This is a genomic window from Blastococcus deserti, assembly GCF_042682525.1.
Taxonomy (GTDB): Bacteria; Actinomycetota; Actinomycetes; order Mycobacteriales; family Geodermatophilaceae; genus Blastococcus_B; species Blastococcus_B deserti.
Window position 1 is genome coordinate 325,953 of the sequence record NZ_JBHUHP010000030.1, and the last position, 21,660, is coordinate 347,612.

18 protein-coding genes are annotated in these 21,660 nt (G+C 71.8%); 10 read left to right on the forward strand and 8 right to left on the reverse strand.

The window, feature by feature from the left end:
- Window positions 1-30 precede the first annotated feature (30 nt).
- Window positions 31-1,947, forward strand: a complete 1,917-nt coding sequence (dxs, locus tag ACFSHS_RS21505) for a 1-deoxy-D-xylulose-5-phosphate synthase (protein ID WP_376880672.1) — start codon at window positions 31-33, stop codon at window positions 1,945-1,947.
- Window positions 1,944-2,228, forward strand: a complete 285-nt coding sequence (locus ACFSHS_RS21510; protein ID WP_376880674.1) for a thiamine-binding protein — start codon at window positions 1,944-1,946, stop codon at window positions 2,226-2,228. Before dxs ends, ACFSHS_RS21510 begins: the two co-directional genes overlap by 4 nt.
- Window positions 2,229-2,441: 213 nt before the next feature.
- Here ACFSHS_RS21510 and ACFSHS_RS21515 read toward each other — a convergent pair whose 3' ends face one another.
- From ACFSHS_RS21515 to ACFSHS_RS21540, 6 genes are all read right to left on the reverse strand, one after another.
- Window positions 2,442-3,524 (reverse strand): ABC transporter ATP-binding protein, encoded by a 1,083-nt coding sequence (locus tag ACFSHS_RS21515; RefSeq protein WP_376880677.1) that lies wholly within the window; start codon window positions 3,522-3,524, stop codon window positions 2,442-2,444.
- A gap of 146 nt (window positions 3,525-3,670) precedes the next feature.
- On the reverse strand, window positions 3,671-4,513 hold the full coding sequence (locus ACFSHS_RS21520; protein WP_376880679.1) for a carbohydrate ABC transporter permease: 843 nt from the start codon (window positions 4,511-4,513) through the stop codon (window positions 3,671-3,673).
- Complete coding sequence (locus ACFSHS_RS21525; protein ID WP_376881141.1) at window positions 4,513-5,445, reverse strand: carbohydrate ABC transporter permease; 933 nt, start codon at window positions 5,443-5,445, stop codon at window positions 4,513-4,515. Before ACFSHS_RS21525 ends, ACFSHS_RS21520 begins: the two co-directional genes overlap by 1 nt.
- Window positions 5,446-5,515: 70 nt before the next feature.
- Window positions 5,516-6,739 (reverse strand): ABC transporter substrate-binding protein, encoded by a 1,224-nt coding sequence (locus ACFSHS_RS21530; RefSeq protein WP_376880681.1) that lies wholly within the window; start codon window positions 6,737-6,739, stop codon window positions 5,516-5,518.
- 256 nt (window positions 6,740-6,995) lie between these two features.
- Window positions 6,996-7,955, reverse strand: a complete 960-nt coding sequence (locus ACFSHS_RS21535) for an aldose 1-epimerase family protein (protein ID WP_376880683.1) — start codon at window positions 7,953-7,955, stop codon at window positions 6,996-6,998.
- Between the two features lie 62 nt (window positions 7,956-8,017).
- Complete coding sequence (locus ACFSHS_RS21540) at window positions 8,018-9,055, reverse strand: LacI family DNA-binding transcriptional regulator (protein ID WP_376880685.1); 1,038 nt, start codon at window positions 9,053-9,055, stop codon at window positions 8,018-8,020.
- A 146-nt stretch (window positions 9,056-9,201) separates the two neighbouring features.
- Here ACFSHS_RS21540 and ACFSHS_RS21545 point away from each other — a divergent pair, with 146 nt between their 5' ends.
- The 7 genes from ACFSHS_RS21545 to ACFSHS_RS21575 all read left to right on the forward strand — a co-directional run bounded on the left by ACFSHS_RS21545 (window position 9,202) and on the right by ACFSHS_RS21575 (window position 16,756).
- Window positions 9,202-9,987, forward strand: a complete 786-nt coding sequence (locus tag ACFSHS_RS21545; RefSeq protein ID WP_376880688.1) for an SDR family NAD(P)-dependent oxidoreductase — start codon at window positions 9,202-9,204, stop codon at window positions 9,985-9,987.
- Complete coding sequence (locus tag ACFSHS_RS21550) at window positions 9,987-11,147, forward strand: extracellular solute-binding protein (protein ID WP_376880691.1); 1,161 nt, start codon at window positions 9,987-9,989, stop codon at window positions 11,145-11,147. Before ACFSHS_RS21545 ends, ACFSHS_RS21550 begins: the two co-directional genes overlap by 1 nt.
- Window positions 11,144-12,346: a CaiB/BaiF CoA transferase family protein gene (locus ACFSHS_RS21555; protein ID WP_376880693.1), complete on the forward strand. Its 1,203-nt coding sequence runs from the start codon at window positions 11,144-11,146 to the stop codon at window positions 12,344-12,346. The genes ACFSHS_RS21550 and ACFSHS_RS21555 overlap by 4 nt, the downstream gene beginning before the upstream one ends.
- Window positions 12,343-13,134 carry an enoyl-CoA hydratase/isomerase family protein gene (locus ACFSHS_RS21560; protein ID WP_376880696.1) on the forward strand — a complete coding sequence of 264 codons (792 nt, stop codon included), beginning with the start codon at window positions 12,343-12,345 and terminating at the stop codon, window positions 13,132-13,134. The genes ACFSHS_RS21555 and ACFSHS_RS21560 overlap by 4 nt, the downstream gene beginning before the upstream one ends.
- Window positions 13,135-13,144: 10 nt before the next feature.
- Window positions 13,145-14,032 (forward strand): SMP-30/gluconolactonase/LRE family protein, encoded by an 888-nt coding sequence (locus ACFSHS_RS21565; protein ID WP_376880698.1) that lies wholly within the window; start codon window positions 13,145-13,147, stop codon window positions 14,030-14,032.
- Window positions 14,029-14,937 carry a fumarylacetoacetate hydrolase family protein gene (locus ACFSHS_RS21570; RefSeq protein WP_376880701.1) on the forward strand — a complete coding sequence of 303 codons (909 nt, stop codon included), beginning with the start codon at window positions 14,029-14,031 and terminating at the stop codon, window positions 14,935-14,937. Before ACFSHS_RS21565 ends, ACFSHS_RS21570 begins: the two co-directional genes overlap by 4 nt.
- Window positions 14,938-15,184: 247 nt before the next feature.
- Window positions 15,185-16,756, forward strand: coding sequence for a class I adenylate-forming enzyme family protein (locus ACFSHS_RS21575; RefSeq protein ID WP_376880703.1), 1,572 nt, complete (start codon window positions 15,185-15,187; stop codon window positions 16,754-16,756).
- A 243-nt stretch (window positions 16,757-16,999) separates the two neighbouring features.
- Here the strand turns inward: ACFSHS_RS21575 and ACFSHS_RS21580 are convergent, their stop codons facing one another.
- Window positions 17,000-19,084, reverse strand: a complete 2,085-nt coding sequence (locus tag ACFSHS_RS21580; protein ID WP_376880706.1) for a 3-hydroxyacyl-CoA dehydrogenase NAD-binding domain-containing protein — start codon at window positions 19,082-19,084, stop codon at window positions 17,000-17,002.
- Window positions 19,081-20,304 (reverse strand): thiolase family protein, encoded by a 1,224-nt coding sequence (locus ACFSHS_RS21585; RefSeq protein ID WP_376880709.1) that lies wholly within the window; start codon window positions 20,302-20,304, stop codon window positions 19,081-19,083. Before ACFSHS_RS21585 ends, ACFSHS_RS21580 begins: the two co-directional genes overlap by 4 nt.
- A gap of 224 nt (window positions 20,305-20,528) precedes the next feature.
- Here ACFSHS_RS21585 and ACFSHS_RS21590 point away from each other — a divergent pair, with 224 nt between their 5' ends.
- The gene (locus ACFSHS_RS21590; protein ID WP_376880711.1) at window positions 20,529-21,626 is read left to right on the forward strand and encodes a sugar ABC transporter substrate-binding protein; all 1,098 of its coding nucleotides are present in this window, start codon (window positions 20,529-20,531) and stop codon (window positions 21,624-21,626) included.
- Window positions 21,627-21,660: the final 34 nt, after the last annotated feature.

The following is a 21,660-nucleotide window of genomic DNA, read 5'->3' on the forward strand; positions in this document are numbered from 1 at the left end:
TGCCGCCGACCGAGAGGACACCGCCGAGCCGTGCCGCTCCTGCGATCCCTGCGGGGCCCCGAAGACCTCCGGGCCCTCCCGTCCGAAGCGCTGCCCAACCTGGCCGCGGAGATCCGCGACGCCCTCGTCACCAGCGTCGCGAGGACGGGCGGGCACCTCGGCCCCAACCTGGGCTGCGTCGAGCTGACGATCGCCCTGCACCGGGTGTTCGAGTCGCCCCGCGAGCCCATCGTCTTCGACACCGGCCACCAGGCCTACGTGCACAAGATGCTCACCGGGCGGATCGAGGGCTTCGAGCGGCTGCGTCAGCGGGGCGGCCTCTCGGGGTATCCCAGCCGGGCCGAGAGCGAGCACGACTGGGTGGAGAACAGCCACGCCTCGACCGCGCTGTCCTACGCCGACGGGCTCGCCAAGGCCTACGCGGTGCGCGGCGACAGCCGCCCGGTCGTCGCCGTCGTCGGTGACGGTGCCCTGACCGGTGGCATGGCATGGGAGGCGCTCAACAACATCGCTGCCGCGCAGGACCGTCCCGTCGTGATCGTGGTCAACGACAACGGCCGGTCGTACTCCCCGACGATCGGGGGCGTGGCCGACGCACTGGCCACCCTGCGGCTGCGGCCGGGGTACGAGGACGCGCTGAACGCCGTGCGTCAGGCGCTGCACCGCGCTCCGGTGGTGGGGACGGCGCTCTACGACGCGCTGCACGCCATCAAGAAGGGCCTCAAGGACGTCCTGTCGCCCCAGGGCATGTTCGAGGACCTCGGTCTGAAGTACGTCGGACCGGTCGACGGGCACGACATCGACATGATGGAGTCGGCGCTGCGGCGGGCCCGCTCGTTCGGCGGCCCCGTGATCGTGCACGCGGTCACCACCAAGGGTTTCGGCTACCCGCCGGCCGAGACCGACCAGATCGACGCGTGGCACGCCACCGGCACGTTCGACCCCGACAGCGGCGCGAGCACCGTCGCCGCGCGCGACTGGACGACGGCCTTCTCCGACGAGCTGGTGCGGATCGGCGCCGAGCGGGCCGACGTCGTCGCGATCACCGCGGCGATGCTGCACCCGACCGGGCTGGCGGCCTTCGCCGAGCGCTTCCCGGAGCGGACCTTCGACGTCGGCATCGCCGAGCAGCACGCGCTCACCTCGGCGGCGGGTCTGGCGATGGGTGGGCTGCACCCCGTCGTCGCCGTGTACTCGACGTTCCTCAACCGCGCCTTCGACCAGCTGCTGATGGACGTCGCCCTGCACCGGCAGCCGGTGACCGTCGTCCTCGACCGGGCGGGGGTGACCGGCACCGACGGGGCGTCGCACAACGGCATGTGGGACATGTCGATCCTCTCGGTCGTGCCCGGCCTGCGGCTGGCCGCCCCGCGTGACGAGTCGACCCTGCGCGAGGCACTGCGCGAGGCGCTCGCCGTGACCGACGGCCCCACGGTGGTGCGTTTCCCGAAGGGGGCGCCGCCCGTGGACGTCCCGGCGCTGGAGCGCCGCGGTCCGGTGGACGTGCTGCGCCGGGGGGAGCGACCGGACGTCCTGCTGGTCGCCGTGGGGTCGATGGTGCCGATGTGCCTGGCCGTCGCCGAGCGGGCCGCCGACCACGGCATCGAGGTGACGGTGGTCGACCCCCGCTGGGTGCTGCCGATCGCGCCCGAGCTCGTCGACCTGGCCGCCGGGCACCGGCTGGTCGTCACCGTCGAGGACGGCGGCCGCGCCGGCGGGGTCGGGACCACGCTGACCCAGGCCCTGCAGGACCGGGACTGCGACGTGCCGGTGCGGGCGGTGGGCCTGCCGCAGCGGTTCTTCGAGCACGGCAGCCGCGCGCAGGTGCTGGCTGACGCGGGGCTCACCGAGCAGGACGTCGCCCGCCGGATCGCCGAGTGGACCGCCGTGCTCACCGACCGGGCCGAGGACGACGCCGTCGAGCCCGTGGACGGCGCACAGCGGTGACGGTGATCGCGGAGGTCCAGGTGGCCCCGTCGCCGCCGGGGACGCCGGAGGACCCGCACGCCCACGTGGAGGCCGCCATCGCGGTGATCCAGGCGTCGGGACTCCGCTACGAGGTGGGCGCGCTGGGCACCACCCTCGAGGGCGAGGCCGACCAGGTGTGGGCGACGCTGCGGGCTGCGCACGAGGCGATGCTGGCGGCGGGCGCCACCGGTGGCCTCTCGCACATCAAGGTCGCCTCGGTGAACCGCACGATGGACAGCCTCACCGCCAAGTTCCGCTGATCCAAGGCACGGCGATCCGCCGGATCGCCGCGACCACGGATGGTCCCCGACGCAGCCGAGACGTTGCGTCCTGCCTCCGCGGACCCGTCCGGGGCCCACTCGGCACGACCTCCCGGGGCTCGACGCGACGACGGCCCGGGCCCCTCAACGCCGAGGGAGCCGGGCCGCCGGGTTCGTGCTCGGGTGCCGGCGGGGTCCGCCGGCCGGGGGACCTCAGGCGGACAGCCGCACTCCGGAGCCGCCGTCGAAGACGTGGACGCGTTCCGGATCCGTGGTGACGTAGATCGTCTCGCCCTTGCGGGGAACCCGTCCCGGCGCGACACGGATGATCACCTGACCGGGCACACCGTCCAGGTCGCACTGCCCGTACACGAAGGCATCGGCACCCAGCTCCTCGACGACGGTCACGCGCACGGGCAGGCCGTCGCCGGACTCGCCGACCATCCGCCACGACTCCGGGCGCACCCCGACGGTGACGTCGCCGGTCATCTTCGCGGTGGTCTCCCGGTCGATGGGCAGGTGGTGACCGTCGATCACCACTCCGCCCTCGCTCGGCTTCGCCGAGAGCAGGTTCATCGCGGGAGAGCCGATGAAGCCGGCCACGAACACGTTCGCGGGGCGCTCGTAGAGCCTGAGCGGGCTGTCCACCTGCTGGAGGACGCCGTCCTTCATCACCGCGACGCGATCACCCATCGTCATGGCCTCGACCTGGTCGTGCGTGACGTAGAGCGTGGTGATGCCCAGGCGCTGCTGCAGCGCGGCGATCTGCGTGCGCGTGGACACGCGGAGCTTCGCGTCCAGGTTGGAGAGCGGCTCGTCCATGCAGAACACCTGCGGATGGCGGACGATGGCCCGCCCCATGGCCACCCGCTGGCGCTGGCCACCGGACAGAGCCTTGGGCTTGCGGTCCAGGTAGGGCTCGAGGTCGAGCAGCTTGGCCGCCTCCTTGACCCGCGCCATCCGCTCCTCCTTGCCCACCTTGGAGAGCTTCAGGGCGAAGGCCATGTTCTCGGCGACGTTCATGTGCGGATAGAGCGCGTAGCTCTGGAACACCATCGCGATGTCACGGTCCTTGGGCTGGAGGTGCGTGACGTCGCGGTCGCCGATCAGGATGTGGCCGTCGTCCACCTCCTCCAGGCCGGCGACCATGCGGAGACTGGTCGACTTCCCGCAGCCCGAAGGTCCGACCAGCACCATGAACTCGCCGTCCTCGATCTCCAGATCCAGGCCGTCGACGGCGGGGCGGGTGCCCCCCGGGTAGAGCCGTGTGGCGCCGCGGTAGGTCACGGATGCCATCGTTGCTTCCTCTCCTTCACCGGCAGGTGGGCCGGTCGGTCAGTGCGGGGGAGTGCGTCCAGGTGCCCTTATCGACGAGGGCGGCTCGATCGCGGCCGGGGCGGCTGGGCAGCCGCGGCGCCGGCACGTCGTGGGGCGCCGCCGGGTCAGCCCTTCACCGCACCGGCGGTGATGCCGGCGATGAAGTACCGCTGGGCGAAGGTGAACACCAGCAGGATCGGCACGAGCAGCAGGGCGGACACCGCCATGAGCTGTCCCCACTCGATGGTGTGCGAACCGATCAGGCTCAGGACGCCGAGGGGCAGCGTGCGCTTGCTCTCGTCGGTGAGGAACACCAGCGAGTACATGAAGTCCTGCCACGCCATGAAGAACACGTAGATCCCCACGGCCGCGACACCGGGCTTGGCGAGGGGCACGATCACCCGCCAGTAGGCGCCGAACTCGCTCAGCCCGTCCATCCGGGCCGCTTCCTCGAGCTCCATCGGGATGCCCATGAGAAAGCCGCGCAGCAACCAGATCGCCACCGGCAGCGTGAAGGTCATGAAGGCGACCATGAGACCGAACCGGCTGTTGAGCAGCCCCAGCGTGTCGGCGGCCCGGTACAGCGGCACCAGGAGCACCGCCTGCGGGAGCAGCTGCGACACCAGCACGCCCACGAGGATCGGCTTGCGGCCGCGGGTGCCCGTCCTCGTCAGGGTGAAGCACGCCAGCAGCGCGAAGGCGAGGCACATCACCGTGGTGCCGAGGCAGACGATCACGCTGTTGGCGAAGAACAGCATCGTGTCGGTCGTGAGGACGTCCGCGTAGTTGGCGAACGTGATGTCGCTCGGGAGGAACCGCGGAGGGCTGGAGAAGACCTCGCTGCGTGGCTTGAGCGACGTGGTGACCAACCAGAACACCGGGCCCAGGACGAACACCGCCAGGACCGCGGCTGCGACGTAGATGCCTGCCTGCCGGCCGGCCTTCTTGCGGGCGATGGAGACGGACATCAGTCCAGCCCTCCGGCCTTGTTGAGCTGTCGCAGGTACACGACGGTGAAGATGGACAGGAGCACGACCGAGATCACTCCGTAGGCCCCCGCCACGCCGTAGCGCACGTTCTGGAAGGCCTCGCGGTAGATGTAGGTCGGGAAGATCTCCGTGGAGCTACCGGGTCCGCCCGCCGTCATCACGTACACGAGGTCGAAGTAGTTGAAGGTCCAGACGGTGGTGAGCAGCAACGTCGTCCGGATCGTCGGCGCCATGGCCGGGAGCGTGACGTGGATGAAGACCTGCCACGGGTTCGCGCCGTCCGAGCGTGCCGCCTCGCGCAGATCATTGGGTACACCCTGGTAGGCGGCCATGTACATGACCGTCGAGAGCGGGAAGCCCTTCCAGATCGCCGCGATCACGACCGCGGCCAGCGCCGTGCTGGCCTGGCCGAGCCACGCCGGGTTGCCCTCCACGAGGCCGGTACCCCCGGCCACGGCGTTCACCGGCCCGAGGTACGGGTCGTAGAGCAGCTTCCAGAGGACACCGGCGATGATGCCCGGCATGATCCACGGCAGGATCACCAGGCTTCGCAGTGCCAGCCGCCCGCGGAACTTCTGCGAGAGCAGGATCGCGCTGCCGAGCCCCAGCACGAATTGGGCCGCGACGACCGCGATCGTCCAGATCAGCGAGTTCTTCAGGACGGTGAGGAAGGTGTCCGAGCCGAGGATGGTGCTGTAGTTCGCCAGCCCGGCGAAATCCGGGTCGGGATTGATGAACGAGCTGGTCGTGAAGCTCAGGTAGACCGCGGTGGCGAGGGGATAGGCCACCAGGGCGCCGAGCAGGGCGACCGGCGGGACGATGCACAGGACGCGGAGCGCCGTCTGGCGGGTGTGCCGGCGCTTCTCTTGCGCGACGGCCTGCCCCGGGGCGAGACGCTCGGCTACGGACATGCTCACGTGGGTCTTCCTCACGGTCGGGGCATGCGTGCCCGGCGGGATGCCGGGCACGCATGCCGCCGGACTAGCTGTTGGTGTCGATGATTTCCTGCATCTGCTTCGCGGCATCGGTCAGGACCGACTTCACGTCCGCGCCGCCGATGATCTCCTGCACGGCTGCCTGCTGGACCTGGGAGAGCTGCGGATAGACCGGCGATGCGGGACGCGGCCGCCCGCCCGCCAGCGCCGCCAGGATGACCTCGGGCTGCTGCCGGTTCTCGTTCACGAACTGCTCACCGGCCGACTGGAGTGCGGGAATCAGGGAGTTGACCGCCGCCTGGTTCTCCGGCTGGCTCAGCGTCTCGATCAGCTCGAAGGCCAGGTCCTGGTTCTCGCTCTTGGCGTTCACCGCCAGGTTCCAGCCGCCGAGCGCCCCCACGAACTCCTTGCCGTCGGGCGCGGGCGGCAGCGCGATCCGCCAGTCGAACTGCGCCGCGTTCTTCATGGTGTCCTGCTGCCACGAACCGTCGAGGATCATGGCCGCCTTGCCCGCGGTGAACTGGTTCACGACGTCCTGCTCGCAGGCGCCGGCCGAGCCGGCGGGGGAGTACTGCAGGAGGGTCTGGTACTGCTCGAACGCCTCCACGTTCTCCGGCGAGTCGAAGACGACGTCACCGGACTCGTCGAGGATCTCGCCACCGTTGGAGAAGATGAACGAGTCGGTCAGGACCGACGACGTCTCGTCCTTGCAGCCGATGAGGCCGATGCCGAAGGAGTTCGGCGGCTGGTTGAGCTTCGCCGCCGCGTCGTTCCACTCCGACCAGGTCTTCGGCGGGTTGTCCGGGTCGAGACCCGCGGCCCGGAACAGATCGGCGTTGTAGTACATCTGCTCCCAGACGTCGAAGTTCAGGGGCACGCCCCACATCTGGTCGTCGTACTGGTTGGACTGCCAGGCGCCCTCGAAGAAGTCGTCCTCCTTGATGACGTCGGACTCCCCGATGCGGTCGTCCAGCGGCGCGATCAGGCCGGCGGCGGCGAACTCGGGCGTCCACACCTGGTCGAGGGTCATGACGTCCGGACCGGTGCCGCCCTTCATGGCCACGAGCATCTTGTCGCGGTACTGGGCGAACGGGAACGTCTCCACCTTGACGGTGACCCCCGGGTGCGCCTCCTCGAACTGCTCGACGACGCCGGCGTAGCCCTCGGCGATGTCCTTCGCCGACTGCTCCTGGTCCCAGATCGTGATGACCTGGGAGCCACCCTCGTCACCGGAGCCAGAACCTCCGCCGCATCCGGTCGTGACGCTCACCAACGCCAACACCGCCGCGCCCATCAGCGCCGGACGCTTCAACCTGGTCAATGGACCCTCCACTTGGACTTGGACCCCGTGGCGTAGCAGGCTCGGGGAAAAACGATTTACCGATCGTGCATGTGACGCGGGTCGCTGTCAAGGGGCCGGTACGGACGTGCGTCCGGCGCGTCCCGAGCGGCCCCGGCCGGTTCCGGTCGGGCGGCTCGGACGCCGGGGCCCCCGGCCGCCGACGCCGCCGGAGAAGGTGTGGCCGTCAGGCCGACGTCGGCTGGAACGTGAGCCGGTAGTGACGCGACTCCCCGGGTTCCAGCACGGGCAGGGCGCCGGTGCTCCGGGCGGTCGCGCGGCCCTCGATCACGGGGCAGTTGGCCGGCTCGAGCCCGAGGACGTAAGCGCCGGAGCCGAGCATCTTCCACTGGAAGAGGTGGGGGAGCTCCCGGGGGTCGAATGTCATCGCCAGGGCGAGGCCGAGCCGCGGGTTGGAGAGCACCGCACGGACCTCCGTGGAGCCGGCGGACAGCCGGTGCCGGAAGACCTGTTCGGGGAACGGGTGCGTCGGGGGGCCGAACGAGTCCCACTCGTGCACGCCGGCGCGGGCGTCCTCGTCCCGGGGCACCACCTCGGCGCTGGGGAGGCGCAGGGTCGCCCCCTCGTCGAGCAGCGGCCACCCGAGGTTCACGTGGTAGAGGATCATCTGCGGCTGGGCGGCCGGGCCGAGGTTGGTCACCACGTCGTCGATGCTCAGTTCGCCGGTCCCGAGGCGGCAGCGGATCTCCCGACGGAGCTCGAGGTTCTCGCCGAACAGCCGCGCCTGGCGCACGCGGCCGGACACGGTGATCTCGTAGTCGCCGTCGTCGGTCCACCGCCCACCGTGACCCACCTGGTCGGCCTGCAGCGTTCCCGCGAGCCCGTGCAGCGGGTAGTCCTCGCCCTCGTCCCGCGACGGCGATCCGAAGGCGTCGAGGCCGCAGGTGCTGACCAGGCCTCCGGGGAAGACCCTCAGCCAGCCCATCGGCGTCGAGTCGCGGTTCCACGGTCCGACCAGGCCGCTCGGGGACATCCACGCCATGGGGACACCCCGGAACGAGAAGGCGCCGATGTCCAGGGCTCGGTCCGGGTGGACGTCGAAGGCCACGTCTCCGCACCGGACGGCGATCCGGCGCATGCCCCGGCCCGGCCCCTCGGTCTCGGTGAGCGCGGTGCTGCTCGCCACGTGCTCAACGCGACCGACCCGGTCCCTCAGGGACTCGGGGCTCTGAGTTGCACCGAAGAGGTTCACCGTGGTCTCCGTCGATCGGCGGAACGGGGCGGGGCGGTGGACGCTCGGGGAATGAGCTGAGGTTCGGGGGTGGTGAGCAGCTCCTGGCGGGGAGGGGCGCCGTCGAGCCGCTCGATGAGCAGCTGCACCGCCCGGCGTCCCAGCTCCTCCAGGGGCAGGCGGACCGCGGTCAGTGGTGGGCTCGCGTACTCGGCGGCCCAGGAGTCGTGGTGGGTCACGACGGAGATGTCGTCGGGCACCTGCAGCCCTGCGCCGCGGATGGCGGCCAGGGCCCCGAGTGCCGCCAGGAGCGTGCCGGCGACGACGCCGGTGGGGCGGACCGGGTTGGCGAGTAGCTCCATCATCCCGGCATAGCCCGTCTCCGGGCGCCCGCCCCCCACGGCCACCATCTCCGGGGGTGCGGGGAGCCCGGCGTGGGACAGGGCCTGCTGCCAGCCCTCCTGGCGGTCCAGCGCACGCCGGGTGGTCCCCCCGATCGCCAGGTGCGCGACGTCGACGTGGCCGAGGGCGAGCAGGTGCGCGGTGGCCATCCGCGACGCCCGGACGTCGTCGAGGGCGACGCCGTAGAGCGGGTCCTCCACCCGCTCGTTGACGATCACGAACGGCAGCTTGGTGGCCAGCACGTTCTCGAGGACCACGTCGTCCGCCAGCAGGCCGTCGCGCTGCAGCAGCAGCCCGTCGACGGCCCTGCCGGGGACGAAGCGGTGCAGGGCCGCGGGGTCGGTCGCCAGGGCGTCGACCTCGATGGCGACGAGCAGGAAGTCGGCGCTGCGCGCCGCATCCTCCGCGCCACTGAAGATCTGGGCGTAGACGGGGCTCGTCAGGTGCCGGAGGGCCACCCCCAGCGCTCCGACCCGGGTTCCCCGCAGGGCCCGCGCGGCGCGGTTGGGCGTGTAGTTCAGCTCTGCCGCGACGGAAAGGACCCGCAGGCGCGTCTCCGGGCGCACCCGCACGGTCGGGTCGCCGTTGAGGAGGCGGGACACGGTGGACGGCGCCACGCCGGCGCGAGCCGCCACTTCCTTGATGGTTGCCATGTCGTCCTCGCCGCTCCCCCCAGCCGCCCGAGATCCTAGGTGTCGGACTGTGGTTGACAGCCCATCGGCAGTGCGTCGAGACTAGTTTAGGAAAACGTTTCTCCGGCGTCCAGAGCGGCGACTGGAGAGGAGACGGAAGGCGACGCGTGAAGAGGCTTCAAGGCAGGGCGTGCGTGGTGACCGGTGGGGCGGCGGGCATCGGCGAGGCGATCGTCGTGCGCCTGGTCGAGGAGGGGGCCCACGTCGCCGTCGCGGACGTGGACGGCGAGCGGGCCCAGGAGCTGGCCGAGCGGCTCTCGGGTTCGGACGGGGAGGTCTTGGCCGGGCGCGTGGACGTGTCCGTGCCGTCCGAGGTGGCGGACTTCGTGGAGCGAGCGGCTCAGGCCTTCGGGCGGCTGGACGGCATCGTCAACAACGCCGGCGTCGCGATCCCGGGCAGCGCCGAGGACATCTCCGAGGCCGACTGGGACCGCGTCATGTCGGTCAACCTCAAGGGGGTGTGGGCGGGGATGAAGTACGCCATCCCGCACCTGCGTGCGGCGGGTGGCGGCTCCATCGTCAACATGTCGAGCGTCCAGGCCCTCGTCGGTTTCCCGGGATGGGCCGGCTATGCCGCCACCAAGGGCGCCATCCTCTCCCTGACCCAGCAGGCGGCGGTGGAGTACGGCCCGGAGCGGATCCGGGTCAACTGCATCGCCCCCGGAACGATCATGACGCCGATGAACCAGCGCATCTTCGAGACGGCGCCGGATCCGGACAGCCTGATCGCGAGCTGGAACGCCTCCCACGCGTTGCGCCGCTTCGGCGAGTCGGCCGAGGTCGCGGCCGCGACGGCGTTCCTCCTCTCCGACGACGCGTCCTTCGTGACCGGCACCTGCCTGCGCGTCGACGGCGGATTGACCGTCCTGGGCCCGTCGGGTCAGGCGACCTGATGTCGTCGACCGTCGACCTGACCGTCCTCTGCTGGGACCACCCCCGCTGCACGGCCCCTGTCACGGCCGCCGTGCGGGAGTGGGAGCGCCTCAACCCCGGCGTGCGGATGAGGGTCACCGCCCGGCCGCTCGCCTCCTTCAACGACCAACCGCTGACCGAGATCGCCGGGTCGGCCGACCTGCTGTTCATCGACCATCCGATGGTCGGCGAGGCCGCGCACAGCGGGGCGCTGCTGCCGCTCGACGACCTGGTGGGTGAGGACGTGCTCGGTGCGCTCGCCGCGGACTCGGTCGGCGCCAGTCACGCCACCTACACGTGGGACGGCCGGCAATGGGCGACGGCGGTGGACGCCGCGTGCCACGTGGCGGTCGTGGACGGCACGCGGGCCGGGGCGCTGTTCCAGGAGGTGCCGCGTAGCTGGGACGACGTGCTGGAGCTGGCCCGACGGGCTCCCGGTTCCGTCGCGATCCCGCTCTATCCCTCGGACGCCGTCCTGTCCGTGCTGTCGATCACGGGCAACCTTCGCGCCCACGGCGAGGCCGCCGACGGGTTCTGGTCGCTGGAGGCCGTGCGCATCTTCTGTGAACTGGTCCGCCGGGTGGATCCGCGCTGCTTCGACCTGAACCCCCCGCGCTTGCTGGACCTGATGTCGGCCGGCCCGGCTGCCGACGCTCCGGTCTACGCGCCGCTGTTGTTCGGGTACACCAACTACCAGCGCCCCACGGCTCCCGGCCGCCGTCTGTCGTTCGTCGACGTCCCCTCCGTCGGCGCCGATCCGGCGGGGGCGGTCCTGGGCGGGGCCGGTCTCGCGGTCAGCGTCAGGAGCGCGCATCCGGTGGAGGCGGCGCGGTTTGCCGCGTGGCTGACCGGGGTGGACGCCCAGCGGGGGATCGTGCTGCCGAACGAGGGTCAGCCGGGCAGCCGGGCGGTGTGGCACGACGAGGCCGCGGATGCCGTCGTGGGCGGCTTCTTCTCCGGGACGCGGGCGACGATCGAGTCCTCGCACGTGCGACCCCGGGACCCGTGGTGGCCGGGCTACCAGGACGCGGCGGGGATCGCGCTGGTGGACCTGCTGCGCACCGCCGCTCCGCCGGCCGCCATCCACGACCACCTCACCCGCATGCTCGACGGGAAGCGCAGCAAGGAGATCTCGCAGTGACGACGACCGACCCCACGTCCGACACCCCTGCTGCCCTGGAAGGCATCCGGGTCCTCGACTTCACCCAGATGATGCTGGGCCCCTTCGCCACCCAGGTGCTGGCCGATCTGGGCGCCGACGTGATCAAGGTCGAGCGCCCGGAGGTGGGGGAGTGGGAGCGCGGTCTCGAGTTCGCCGGCCGCCTCATCGGGACCGACTCGGCCGCGTTCGTGGCGATGAACCGCAACAAGCGCTCGGTCGCCATCGACCTCAAGGGGAAGGGGGCACGGGACGCCCTGCTGCGGCTGGCCGAGACGTGCGACGTCGTCGTCGAGAACTTCCGGCCCGGCGTGATGGACCGGCTCGGACTGGGCTACGAGGACTTCCGCGCCGTGCGTGCGGACATCATCTACTGCTCCGGCTCGGGGTGGGGACAGCGCACCAAGTACGCGCAGGAGAACCGGCCGGGCCAGGACCTGCTGATCCAGGCCGCGAGCGGACTGGCCCTCAACACGGGAACCGCCGGCGACCCGCCCATCGCCGCGGGCACCTCGATCTGTGACGCGACGGGCGCGCTCACCCTTGCCAACGGCATCCTCGCCGCCCTGCTGGCCAGGTACCGCCACGGTGTGGGCCAGCGCGTGGAGGTCGACCTCTTCCACGCCACCATGGCGATCCTCACGCAGGAGATCTCGGCGATGGTGAACCTGGGTCTGGACTTCACCCGCTCCGAGGCGGGCATCGCCCAGCCCTGGTTGTCGGCCCCGTTCGGCATGTACCGGACGGCCGACGGCTGGATCGCGATCGCGATGGGCGAGCTGTCGGCCGTCGCGGAGGTGTTCGGCGACCCCGCCCTGGCCGACATGGACGCCTGGGCCGACCGCGACGCGATCAAGCGCCGGCTGGATGCCGTGACGCCGTCCCGCACCACCGAGGACTGGCTGCACCCGCTGCTGGCCGCGGGACTGTGGGCGGCGCCGGTGCGGACGATGAAGGAGGCGGCCGCGGAGCTCGCCGCCGACGGCTCCCCCCTGATCGTCGACGTCGAGCACACCTCCGGGGAGACCCTCCAGCTGGTCGGCTGCCCCATCACGTTGTCCGAGACCCCCTGGCGCCAGCGGCTGCGGCCCCCCGCCGTCGGCGAGCACACCCGCGAGGTGCTGTCCGAGGTGCTGTCCGAGGAGGCGCTCCGGGACCTCCAGGAGGCGGGCGCCCTGTGACCGAGGTCCGCATCCACGAGCACCTCGTCGAGGACCGGCGAGGCCCCGTCACGTGGCTCCGCATCGACCGGGAGGACGCGCTGGGTGCGCTGTCGAGGAGCCTGGTGACCCGGCTCGGGAGCTACTTCGACGAACTCCACACCGACGACGAGGTCCGCGTGCTCGTGCTGACCGGCACCGGCAAGGGGTTCATCGCCGGCGCCGACATCTCGGAGTACGACCGCGTCCCGCAGGCGGCCTTCGACGACTACCAGCGGCTCAGCCGGAGGGTCTTCACCGCCCTCGAGCAGCTGCCCCAGTTCACCATCGCCGCGGTGAACGGGTACGCGCTCGGCGGCGGTTTCGAGGTCGCGCTGTGCTGCGACATGATCCTCGCCTCCGAGCGGGCCAAGTTCGGTCTCCCGGAGGTGAAGCTGGGATTGCTCCCGGGCGGAGGAGGGACCCAGCGACTGGCCCGGGCGACGGGGATCCGCTTCGCGAAGGAGGCGGTCGTCACCGGCGCCTTCTACAGCGCCCAGGAGATGTTCGAGCGCCGGGTGGTGTCCCGGGTCTGCGTGCCCGGTGACCTGGCCGAGACCGCCCGCACGACGGCCGAATCCATCGCCGGCAACGCGCCGCTGGCGGTGCGCGAGGCCAAGCGGCTGATCGATCAGGGGGCGCAGACGCCGCTGGACGTCGGTCTGGCGCTCGAGCAGCAGACGCTGTCGAGCCTGTACGCCACCCGCGACGGCGCCGAGGGCATCGCGGCCTTCCTGCAGAAGCGCGAGCCGCAGTTCACCGGCAAGTGAGGAGCACCCCATGAACGACGAAGTAGTCAGCGGCGTCCCCATGAGCGTCCTCTGTGACGGCGCGGTCACGGAGCCACGCCTCTCCCACCCCGAGGGCATCGCCGTCGACGCCGACGGTTTCGTCTGGTGCGGCGGCGAACGGGGCGAGATCTACCGGATCACCCCGGACGGCAGTCGCAGGGAGGTCGTGGCGAGCACGGACGGGTTCTGCCTCGGCATGGCGTTCGACCGGTTCGGGGACCTGTTCGTCTGCGACCAGAAGCACGCCGCGGTCTTCAAGCTGCAGACGTCCTCGGGGAAGCTGGAGTTGTTCGCGGACGGCGTGCCCGGGCACCGGTTCAGGATCCCGAACTACCCGGCGTTCGACGCGGCGGGCCGGTTGTTCGTGTCCGACAGCTGGGAGTTCGGGACCCCGGGCCCCGGGATCGTCGTCCTCCAGCCCGACGGCACCGGCGAGGTGTGGCACTCCGGCCCGTTCACGTTCGCCAACGGGCTGGCCTTCAGCGCCGACGGGACACGCCTGTACGTGGCCGAGACCTTCCGCCACGCCGTCTCCGTGATCGACGTCGACGAGCACGGCGCGGCCGGTGCCAAGCGCGACCTCGTCACGCTGCCCGGCGCGTACCCCGACGGTCTCGCCGTGGGCGAGGACGGCTCCGTCTTCGTCAGCTGCTACCAGCCGAGTCAGGTCCTGCGCGTGGCGGCCGACGGGACGGTCGACGTGGTGGGTGAGGACCTGAGCGCACACCTGCTGGCGCATCCGACCAACGTGGCGTTCCAGGGGGACGCGCTCCTCGCCGCCAACCTGGGCCGGTGGCACGTCACCAAGCTCGAGGTCGGTCTGCGCGGGGTGCCCCTGCCCCCACCCGCACCCACGTCGCCGGGAGCCGGCTCATGATGATCGTCCGTTATGTCGACCCCTCCGGCCGGCCGGCTGTCGGGGTCGAGTCCGACGGCCGGGTCCGACCGCTCCCGGGGCACGACACCCTGGGTGGGCTGCTGCGGGTGCCGCTCGCCGACATCCGCTCGGCCTGCGAGGCGAGCCTGCGGGACCCAGGGGTCGACGCCGCGGAGGTCCGCCTGCTGCCACCGGTCGACTCCCGCATGGAGGTGTGGGCCGCCGGGGTGACCTACCGTCGCTCGCGGGAGGCACGCGTCGAGGAGAGCGACAAGGCGGCCGACGTCTACGAGCTGGTGTACGACGCTGCGCGGCCGGAGCTGTTCTTCAAGTCGGTGGCCTGGCGCGTGACCGGGGACGGGGAGCAGGTTGCCGTGCGCCGGGATTCGGAGACCAACGTCCCCGAGCCGGAGCTCGCACTGGTGCTCACCCCCGCCGGCGAGGTGCTCGGCTACACCATCTGCAACGACGTGAGCTCGCGGAGCATCGAGGGCGAGAACCCGCTCTACCTCCCACAGGCCAAGGTGTACCTCGGCGGCTGTGCCGTCGGCCCGGCGATCCGGCCGGCATGGGAGGTTCCCGACCCGCGGGCGCTCGGCATGGAGATGCGGATCGAGCGCCGGGGGGAGGTGGCCTGGCGGGGGAGCGCCAGCACGGCGGAGCTCCACCGGAGCCTCGACGACCTCGTCGAGCACCTGTTCCGCGAGGACCTCTTTCCGGACGGGGTCGTCCTGTCCACGGGCACCAGCCTCGTCCCGGACCTGCCCACCACCCTGCTCGCCGGTGACCGCGTCTCCATCCGGATCGATGAGATCGGAACGCTCCGCAGCGAGGTCTGCCGGGGCAAGGACGACCTGGCCTGGCTGGCCGGTGACCACCCCGACCGGCGACCGCCGTCGGCGTGAGCGGCGCCCCCGACAGCACCCTGCCCGGCCGTCCCGCCGGGCGACCCGACATGACCCAGGAGTGGGCTGTGAACGACGTGTGGAGTGTCGACCCGCGGACCGGTCCTCCGTGGCAGGACGCCGGGGCCGACCTGCTGCCGGAGGGCCTGCCTGACGACTTCCTGGGCGTGCCCCGACGCGTGGACGGCATCCTCCGTCCGGCGAACCGTCACCCAGCGACCGCCTCCGCGTAGCGCGAGGACCAGACGTGGACACGAGCATGGCGGCGGTGCTGGCCCGTGCGTACGCGCGGTACCCGCGGTCCACCGCCGTGACCGGCGCGGCGCACGCGGTCACGTTCGCCGATCTCCGGGAGCGGGTCCTGCGAGTCGGCGCCGCACTGGTGCGGCTCGGCACGGAGCCCGGGGACCGGGTGGTGCTGTGGCTGGACAACGGGCAGGAGTTCCTCGAGGTCGAGCAGGCCGCGTTCCTGTGCGGTTTCGTCCGGACGGCGCTGAGCCCCAGGCTGCACGTGGACGACGTCCTCCGGATCGTGGACGACTGCGCCCCCCGGGTCGTCGTCACCGACGCGAGCCGCGCCGACCAGCTGGTCGACCGTCTGCCCGATGGGATGGCGGAGGTCGTGGTCGTGGGCGGAGGCCGGGCGCCCCGGTCCCACGGGTACGAGCGGCTGCTCGCATCGGCGGCCCCCGCCGCGCCGCTCACCGCCGCCCCGGCGCCGACGGACCTGGCGGCGCTGCTGTACACGTCCGGGACGACCGGCGCGCCGAAGGCGGCGATGCTGACCCATCGGAACTGGGTGGCCATGATCTCGGGCCTGATGGCGGAGCTGCCCGCGATCGACCACACCGACGTCGTGCTGCACGCCGGTCCGATGGCGCACCTCAGCGGGTCGATCGGCACGGCCTGCTACGCCCGGGGTGCCGCCACCGCCACGCTGACGAGGTTCGACCCGGCCACGACGCTGCGCACCGTCCAGGAGCTCGGCGTCACCGTCCTCCCGCTCGTGCCCACGATGCTGACGTCGCTCACGGCCGAGGCGGAGACCGGGCGGTACGACCTCTCCAGCCTCCGCGCCGTCCCCTACGGGGGCTCGGCCATCTCCGCCGAGGCCGCGCGGCGGGCGCACGCGCGATTCGGTGAGGTGCTCGTCCAGGTGTACGGCCTGAGCGAGGCCCTGGTGCCGCTGGCGGCACTCCCGCCTGCGGCGCACCGGAGCGATCCCGGCGATCCGGTGCCGCGGCGACTGGGCTCCGCGGGTCGGCCGACGCCCTTCGTCGACCTCCGCCTGGTCTCCGAGGAAGGCGTCGAGCTGTCCGAGGTCGGCGAGCGGGGTGAGATCCAGGTGCGCGGCGGCACGGTGATGCAGGGGTACTGGCGGCGGCCCGAACAGACGGAGGGGATCCTCCGGCCCGACGGCTGGCTGGACACCGGGGACATCGGCTACCGGGACGAGGAGGGCTACCTGTACATCGTCGACCGCAAGGGCGACGCCATCATCTCCGGCGGCATCAACGTGTACCCCGCCGAGGTGGAGAAGGTCATCTCCCTGCTGCCCGAGGTCCACGAGGTGGTGGTCGTCGGGGCGCCGCACGAGAAGTGGGGTGAGACGGTCACCGCCGTGGTCGCGCTCAAGCCCGGCCGGACGCTCGCGGCCGACCGTGTCGTCGACATCTGCCGGCAGCACCTGGCCGGCTACAAGAAGCCCACGGCCGTCCACTTCGTCGACGCGCTGCCCAAGACGAGCAACGGCAAGCTCTGGCGCCGGCAGGTCCGGGACCGGTTCTGGGCCGGCCGCGACCGTCAGGTCGGCGCCTGAGCGGATCCGGATCGCCCCGGCCGTCCCGAACGAGGTCGCTCCGGTCCGGCGGACGGGCCGCCCGCACCGTGCGGCCGCCGTCCTCGTGCTGCAGCGTGAGGTCGGCGGCCCTTTCGCGAGGTCGGCGGCCGTCTCCGGCGGACGGGCCGCCCGGGGCGAGGACGACGACGGCCCGGCTCCCTCTCCGTCGAGGGGGCCGGGCCGTCGCCCGTCCAGGGCACCGCCCGAGCGTGCGGGGGCTTCTCAGGCGGGCAGCGACGCCACACCCTTCGGCAGGAACCGCTCGCCGGTGACCTTCTCGGAGACGCCGGCGCGATCCAGGTAGGCGGAGATGCCGCCCAGCCAGAACGGCCATCCGGCGCCCAGCAGCATGCACAGGTCGATGTCCTGCACCGCCTGCACGACGCCCTCGTCCAGCATCAGCCGGACCTCCTGGGCCAGGGCCTCCACCGCCCGCTCCCGCACCTGCTCCTCGGTCAGCGGTGAGTCGCCGGCGTCGATGCCGGCCAGGTCGGGGTCGACCACGCCGGGCTCGCTGTACACCGACGACTTGCCGAGCTCGACCATCCTGCGGAGCCCCTCGCCGACGAGGAAGCGGTCGGGGAAGGCCTCGTGCATGCGCTCGGCCACGTGCAGCGCCACCGGGGGACCGACCAGCGTGAGCAGCTCGAACGGCGTCATCGGCAGGCCCAGCGGATCGAGCGCGCGGTCGGCGACGGCCACCGGGGTGCCCTGCTCCACGGCCGAGGTGATCTCGCCGAGGAATCGGGTGAGCAGCCGGTTGACCACGAACGCCGGAGCGTCCGCGACCAGGACGCAGGACTTCTTCAGCTGCTTGCCGACGGCGAAGGCGGTGGCCAGTGTGGCGTCGTCCGTCTGCTCGGCGCGCACCACCTCCAGCAGCGGCAGGACCGCGACCGGGTTGAAGAAGTGCAGGCCCACCACCCGCTCGGGGTGCTCGAGCTTCGAGGCCATCTCGGTCACCGAGAGCGCCGAGGTGTTGGTCGCCAGCACGCACTCGGGCGAGACGATCGCCTCGACCTCGGCGAACACCTGCTGCTTGACCGACATCTCCTCGAAGACGGCCTCGATGACCAGGTCGGCGTCGGCGAAGACGTCCTTGGACAGCGAGCCGGTGACCAGGCCCTTGAGCCGGTTGAGCCCGTCCTGGCTCAGCTGCCCGCGCTGGGCCAGCTTGTCCAGCTCGCCGTGCACGTAGGCCACGCCCTTGTCGACGCGGGCCTGGTCGATGTCGGTCAGCACGACCGGCACCTTCAGCTGCCGGACGAAGAGCATCGCCAGCTGCGAGGCCATCAGCCCGGCGCCGACGACGCCGACCTTGGTCACCTTGCGGGCCAGCTTCTTGTCCGGCGCGCCGGCCGGCCGCTTGGCCCGCTTGTTGACCAGGTCGAAGGAGTAGAGCGACGCCCGCAGCGGGTCGCTCATCAGCAGGTTGGTCAGCGCGTCGTCCTCGGCCGCCGTGCCGGCCGTGAAGGCCTCGCCGTCCACGCCGTTGCGCGCGAGGTCCAGCAGCTCCACCGCACGGACGGCGCCGGGGGAGGCGTTGCGGGTGCGCGCGGCCACGATCGCCCGCGCACGGGCGATGGCGTCGTCCCACGCCGTCCGGGCGACGTCCGGCCGGGAGACCGTCACCTCGCCGCGGAGCACCCCGGCCGCCCACTCGAGCGAGCGCTCGAGGAAGTCGGCGGGCTCCAGGACGGCGTCGGCGACGCCCAGCTTCGCCGCCCGGGGCGCCGGCGTCATCTTGTTCTGCGCCAGGGCGTTCTCGACGACGACCGTGACGGCCGGGTCGATGCCGATGAGGTTCGGCAGCAGCTGCGTGCCGCCCCAGCCGGGGACCAGGCCGAGGAACACCTCGGGGAAGGCGACCATCGCGGTGGTGGCGATGGTCCGGTAGTGGCAGTGCAGGGCCAGCTCCAGGCCGCCGCCGAGAGCGACGCCGTTGAGGAAGGCGAACGTCGGCACCGGCGCGTCCTTCAGCCGCCGGAACACCCGGTGGCCGGTCTGGGCGACCTCCCGTGCCTGCTCGGCGGAGGTGATCGACGGAACGCCGGACAGGTCCGCGCCGACGGCGAAGATGAACGGCTTGCCGGTCACGCCGATCCCCACCGGGGCGGGGGAGCGCGCGGCGATCTCGTCCAGCGCTGCATCGAGCGACGCGAGTCCGCCCGGGCCGAACGTGGACGGGCGGGTGTGGTCGTGCCCGTTGTCGAGCGTGATCAGCGCGAACTCGCCGGCCAGGCCGGGCAGCCGCAGGTAACGGACGAGCGCCTTGGTGACGACCTCTTCCTCGAAGACGGCGGTCACTTCGCGGCCCCTTCCCGGTTCGGGTTCTCCCAGATCACGGTGGCGCCCATGCCCAGGCCCACGCACATGGCGGTCAGGCCGTAGCGGACGTCGGGCCGCTCGGCGAACTGGCGGGACAGCTGCGTCATGAGCCGGACGCCGGAGGAGGCCAGCGGGTGGCCGACGGCGATCGCGCCGCCCCACGGGTTGACCCGCTCGTCGTCGTCGGCGATGCCGAAGTGGTCGAGGAAGGCCAGCACCTGGACGGCGAAGGCCTCGTTGAGCTCGAACAGGCCGATGTCGTCGATGGTCAGGCCGGTGCGGGCCAGCGCCTTCTCCGTCGACGGCACCGGGCCCACGCCCATGACCTCGGGCTCGACACCGACGAAGCCGTAGCCGACCAGCCGCATGCCGATGTTCAGGCCGAGCTCCCGGGCGACGTCCTCGGCGGCCAGCAGGCAGCCGGTGGCGCCGTCGTTGAGCCCCGCGGCGTTGCCGGCGGTCACGTGCCCGTGCGGGCGGAACGGCGTCTTGAGCGACGCCAGGCCGTCGAGCGTGGTGCCCGGCCGCGGCGGCTCGTCGACCGTGGCGACCCCCCAGCCCTGCTCGGCGGAGCGCGTGGCCACGGTCACCAGCTCGGGGCCGATCTGCCCGTTGGCGACCGCCTTCGCGTACTTCTGCTGGCTGGCCAGGGCGAACGCGTCGGCCCGTTCCCTGGTCAGGTGCGGGAAGCGGTCGTGCAGGTTCTCGGCGGTGGAGCCCATGACGAGCGCGGACTCGTCGACCAGCTTCTCGCTGAAGAACCGCGGGTTCGGGTCGGCGCCCTCGCCCATCGGGTGGCGGCCCATGTGCTCCACGCCGCCGGCGATGGCGACGTCGTAGGCGCCGAAGGCGATGCCCGACGCGGTCGTGGTCACGGCGGTCATCGCACCGGCGCACATGCGGTCGACCGAGTAACCGGGGACGGACTTCGGCAGCCCGGCCAGGAGGGCGGCGGTGCGACCCAGCGTCAGGCCCTGGTCGCCGATCTGCGTGGTGGCCGCGATGGCCACCTCGTCGACGCGCTCGGCCGGCAGCGCCGGGTTGCGGCGCAGGAGTTCGCGGATGACCCGGACCACCAGGTCGTCGGCGCGGGTCTCGGCGTAGAGGCCCTTGGGGCCGGCCTTGCCGAAGGGGGTGCGCACGCCGTCGACGAACACGACCTCGCGCAGCGAGCGCGGCCGCCGCTCCTCAGATGACACGCAGACCTCCGCAGCAGTGGGGGACCGGCCCGGAGGGGCGCGGTACCGCTCAAGTTACCCGTCGGTAACCATCCGGCCAAGCCCACCGTGCCCCTCGCGGGTCGAATGGCCCACGTCACGGTCCGACAACGGTCGTCCACTGTGCTTGCGGTCACATCGAATGGGTGGACAAGATGTCCCGCCGGAATTCCGATGTAACCCCAACAAAAGGCAGGTCCCCTCTGATGGCGCGACGGAGCACCCTGACGACGACGGTCGCGGCCGCCCTCGTCTTCGGCTTGGCCGCATGTGGCGGCGACAGCGGCGGCGACGGCGGCGGCGGTGGCGGTGACGGTGAGGCGGCCGGCAAGGTCGGCGTGATCCTCCCTGACACCGAGTCCTCGGTCCGCTGGGAGAACTTCGACCGCCCCTACCTCGAGGCGGCCTTCGAGGAGGCCGGCGTCGAGTACGACATCCAGAACGCCGAGGGCGACGCCCAGCGGCAGGCCACCATCGCCGAGCAGATGATCACCGAGGGCGCCACGGTCCTCGCCATCGTCAACCTGGATTCCGCCTCGGGCGCGCAGATCCAGGAGCAGGCCGCCGCCGAGGGCGTGCAGACGATCGACTACGACCGGCTGACCCTGGGCGGGACGGCGGAGTACTACGTCTCCTTCGACAACGTCGCGGTCGGCCGCCTGCAGGGCGAGGGCCTGGCGCAGTGCCTGGAGGAGAACGGCGTCACCCAGGGCAACATCGCCTTCCTCAACGGGTCGCCGGACGACAACAACGCCACGCTGTTCTCGCAGGGCGCCCACGAGGTGCTCGACGAGATGACGCAGTACACGCAGGTGGCCGAGCAGGCCGTGCCCGACTGGGACAACCAGCAGGCCGCGACGATCTTCGAGCAGATGTACACCCAGGCCGGCGGCAACATCCAGGGCGTCCTGGCCGCCAACGACGGCCTGGCCAACTCGGTGATCCAGATCCTGGAGCGCAACAACGCCGCCGGCGCCGCCAACGTGACCGGTCAGGACGCCACGGTGGAGGGTCTGCAGAACATCCTCGCCGGCGACCAGTGCATGACGGTCTACAAGTCGATCCGCGAGGAGGCCAACGCGCTCGCCGAGCTGGCCATCGCGCTGATCAACGGCGAGGAGGCCGAGACCACGGGCACCGTCGAGGACACCGAGGCCGGCCGCGAGGTCCCCTCGATCCTGCTGGAGCCGGTCTCGATCTTCCGCGACAACGTCAGCGACGTCGTCGAGGACGAGTTCGTGACGGCCGAGGAACTGTGCACCGGCGAGTTCGCCGCTGCCTGCGAGGAGCTCGGCATCGAGTAGTGGTCAGCGGCCGCCGGGGGGCCCATCATGGACG

Bases quoted from the DNA above. Each gene is read 5' to 3' on its own strand.
- ACFSHS_RS21565 (WP_376880698.1), top strand. From the start codon at position 13,145: ATGAACGACGAAGTAGTCAGCGGCGTCCCCATGAGCGTCCTCTGTGAC.
- ACFSHS_RS21550 (WP_376880691.1), top strand. From the start codon at position 9,987: ATGTCGTCGACCGTCGACCTGACCGTCCTCTGCTGGGACCACCCCCGC.
- ACFSHS_RS21590 (WP_376880711.1), top strand. From the start codon at position 20,529: ATGGCGCGACGGAGCACCCTGACGACGACGGTCGCGGCCGCCCTCGTC.
- ACFSHS_RS21540 (WP_376880685.1), bottom strand. From the start codon at position 9,055: ATGGCAACCATCAAGGAAGTGGCGGCTCGCGCCGGCGTGGCGCCGTCC.
- ACFSHS_RS21525 (WP_376881141.1), bottom strand. From the start codon at position 5,445: ATGTCCGTAGCCGAGCGTCTCGCCCCGGGGCAGGCCGTCGCGCAAGAG.
- ACFSHS_RS21515 (WP_376880677.1), bottom strand. From the start codon at position 3,524: ATGGCATCCGTGACCTACCGCGGCGCCACACGGCTCTACCCGGGGGGC.
- ACFSHS_RS21570 (WP_376880701.1), top strand. From the start codon at position 14,029: ATGATGATCGTCCGTTATGTCGACCCCTCCGGCCGGCCGGCTGTCGGG.
- ACFSHS_RS21520 (WP_376880679.1), bottom strand. From the start codon at position 4,513: ATGTCCGTCTCCATCGCCCGCAAGAAGGCCGGCCGGCAGGCAGGCATC.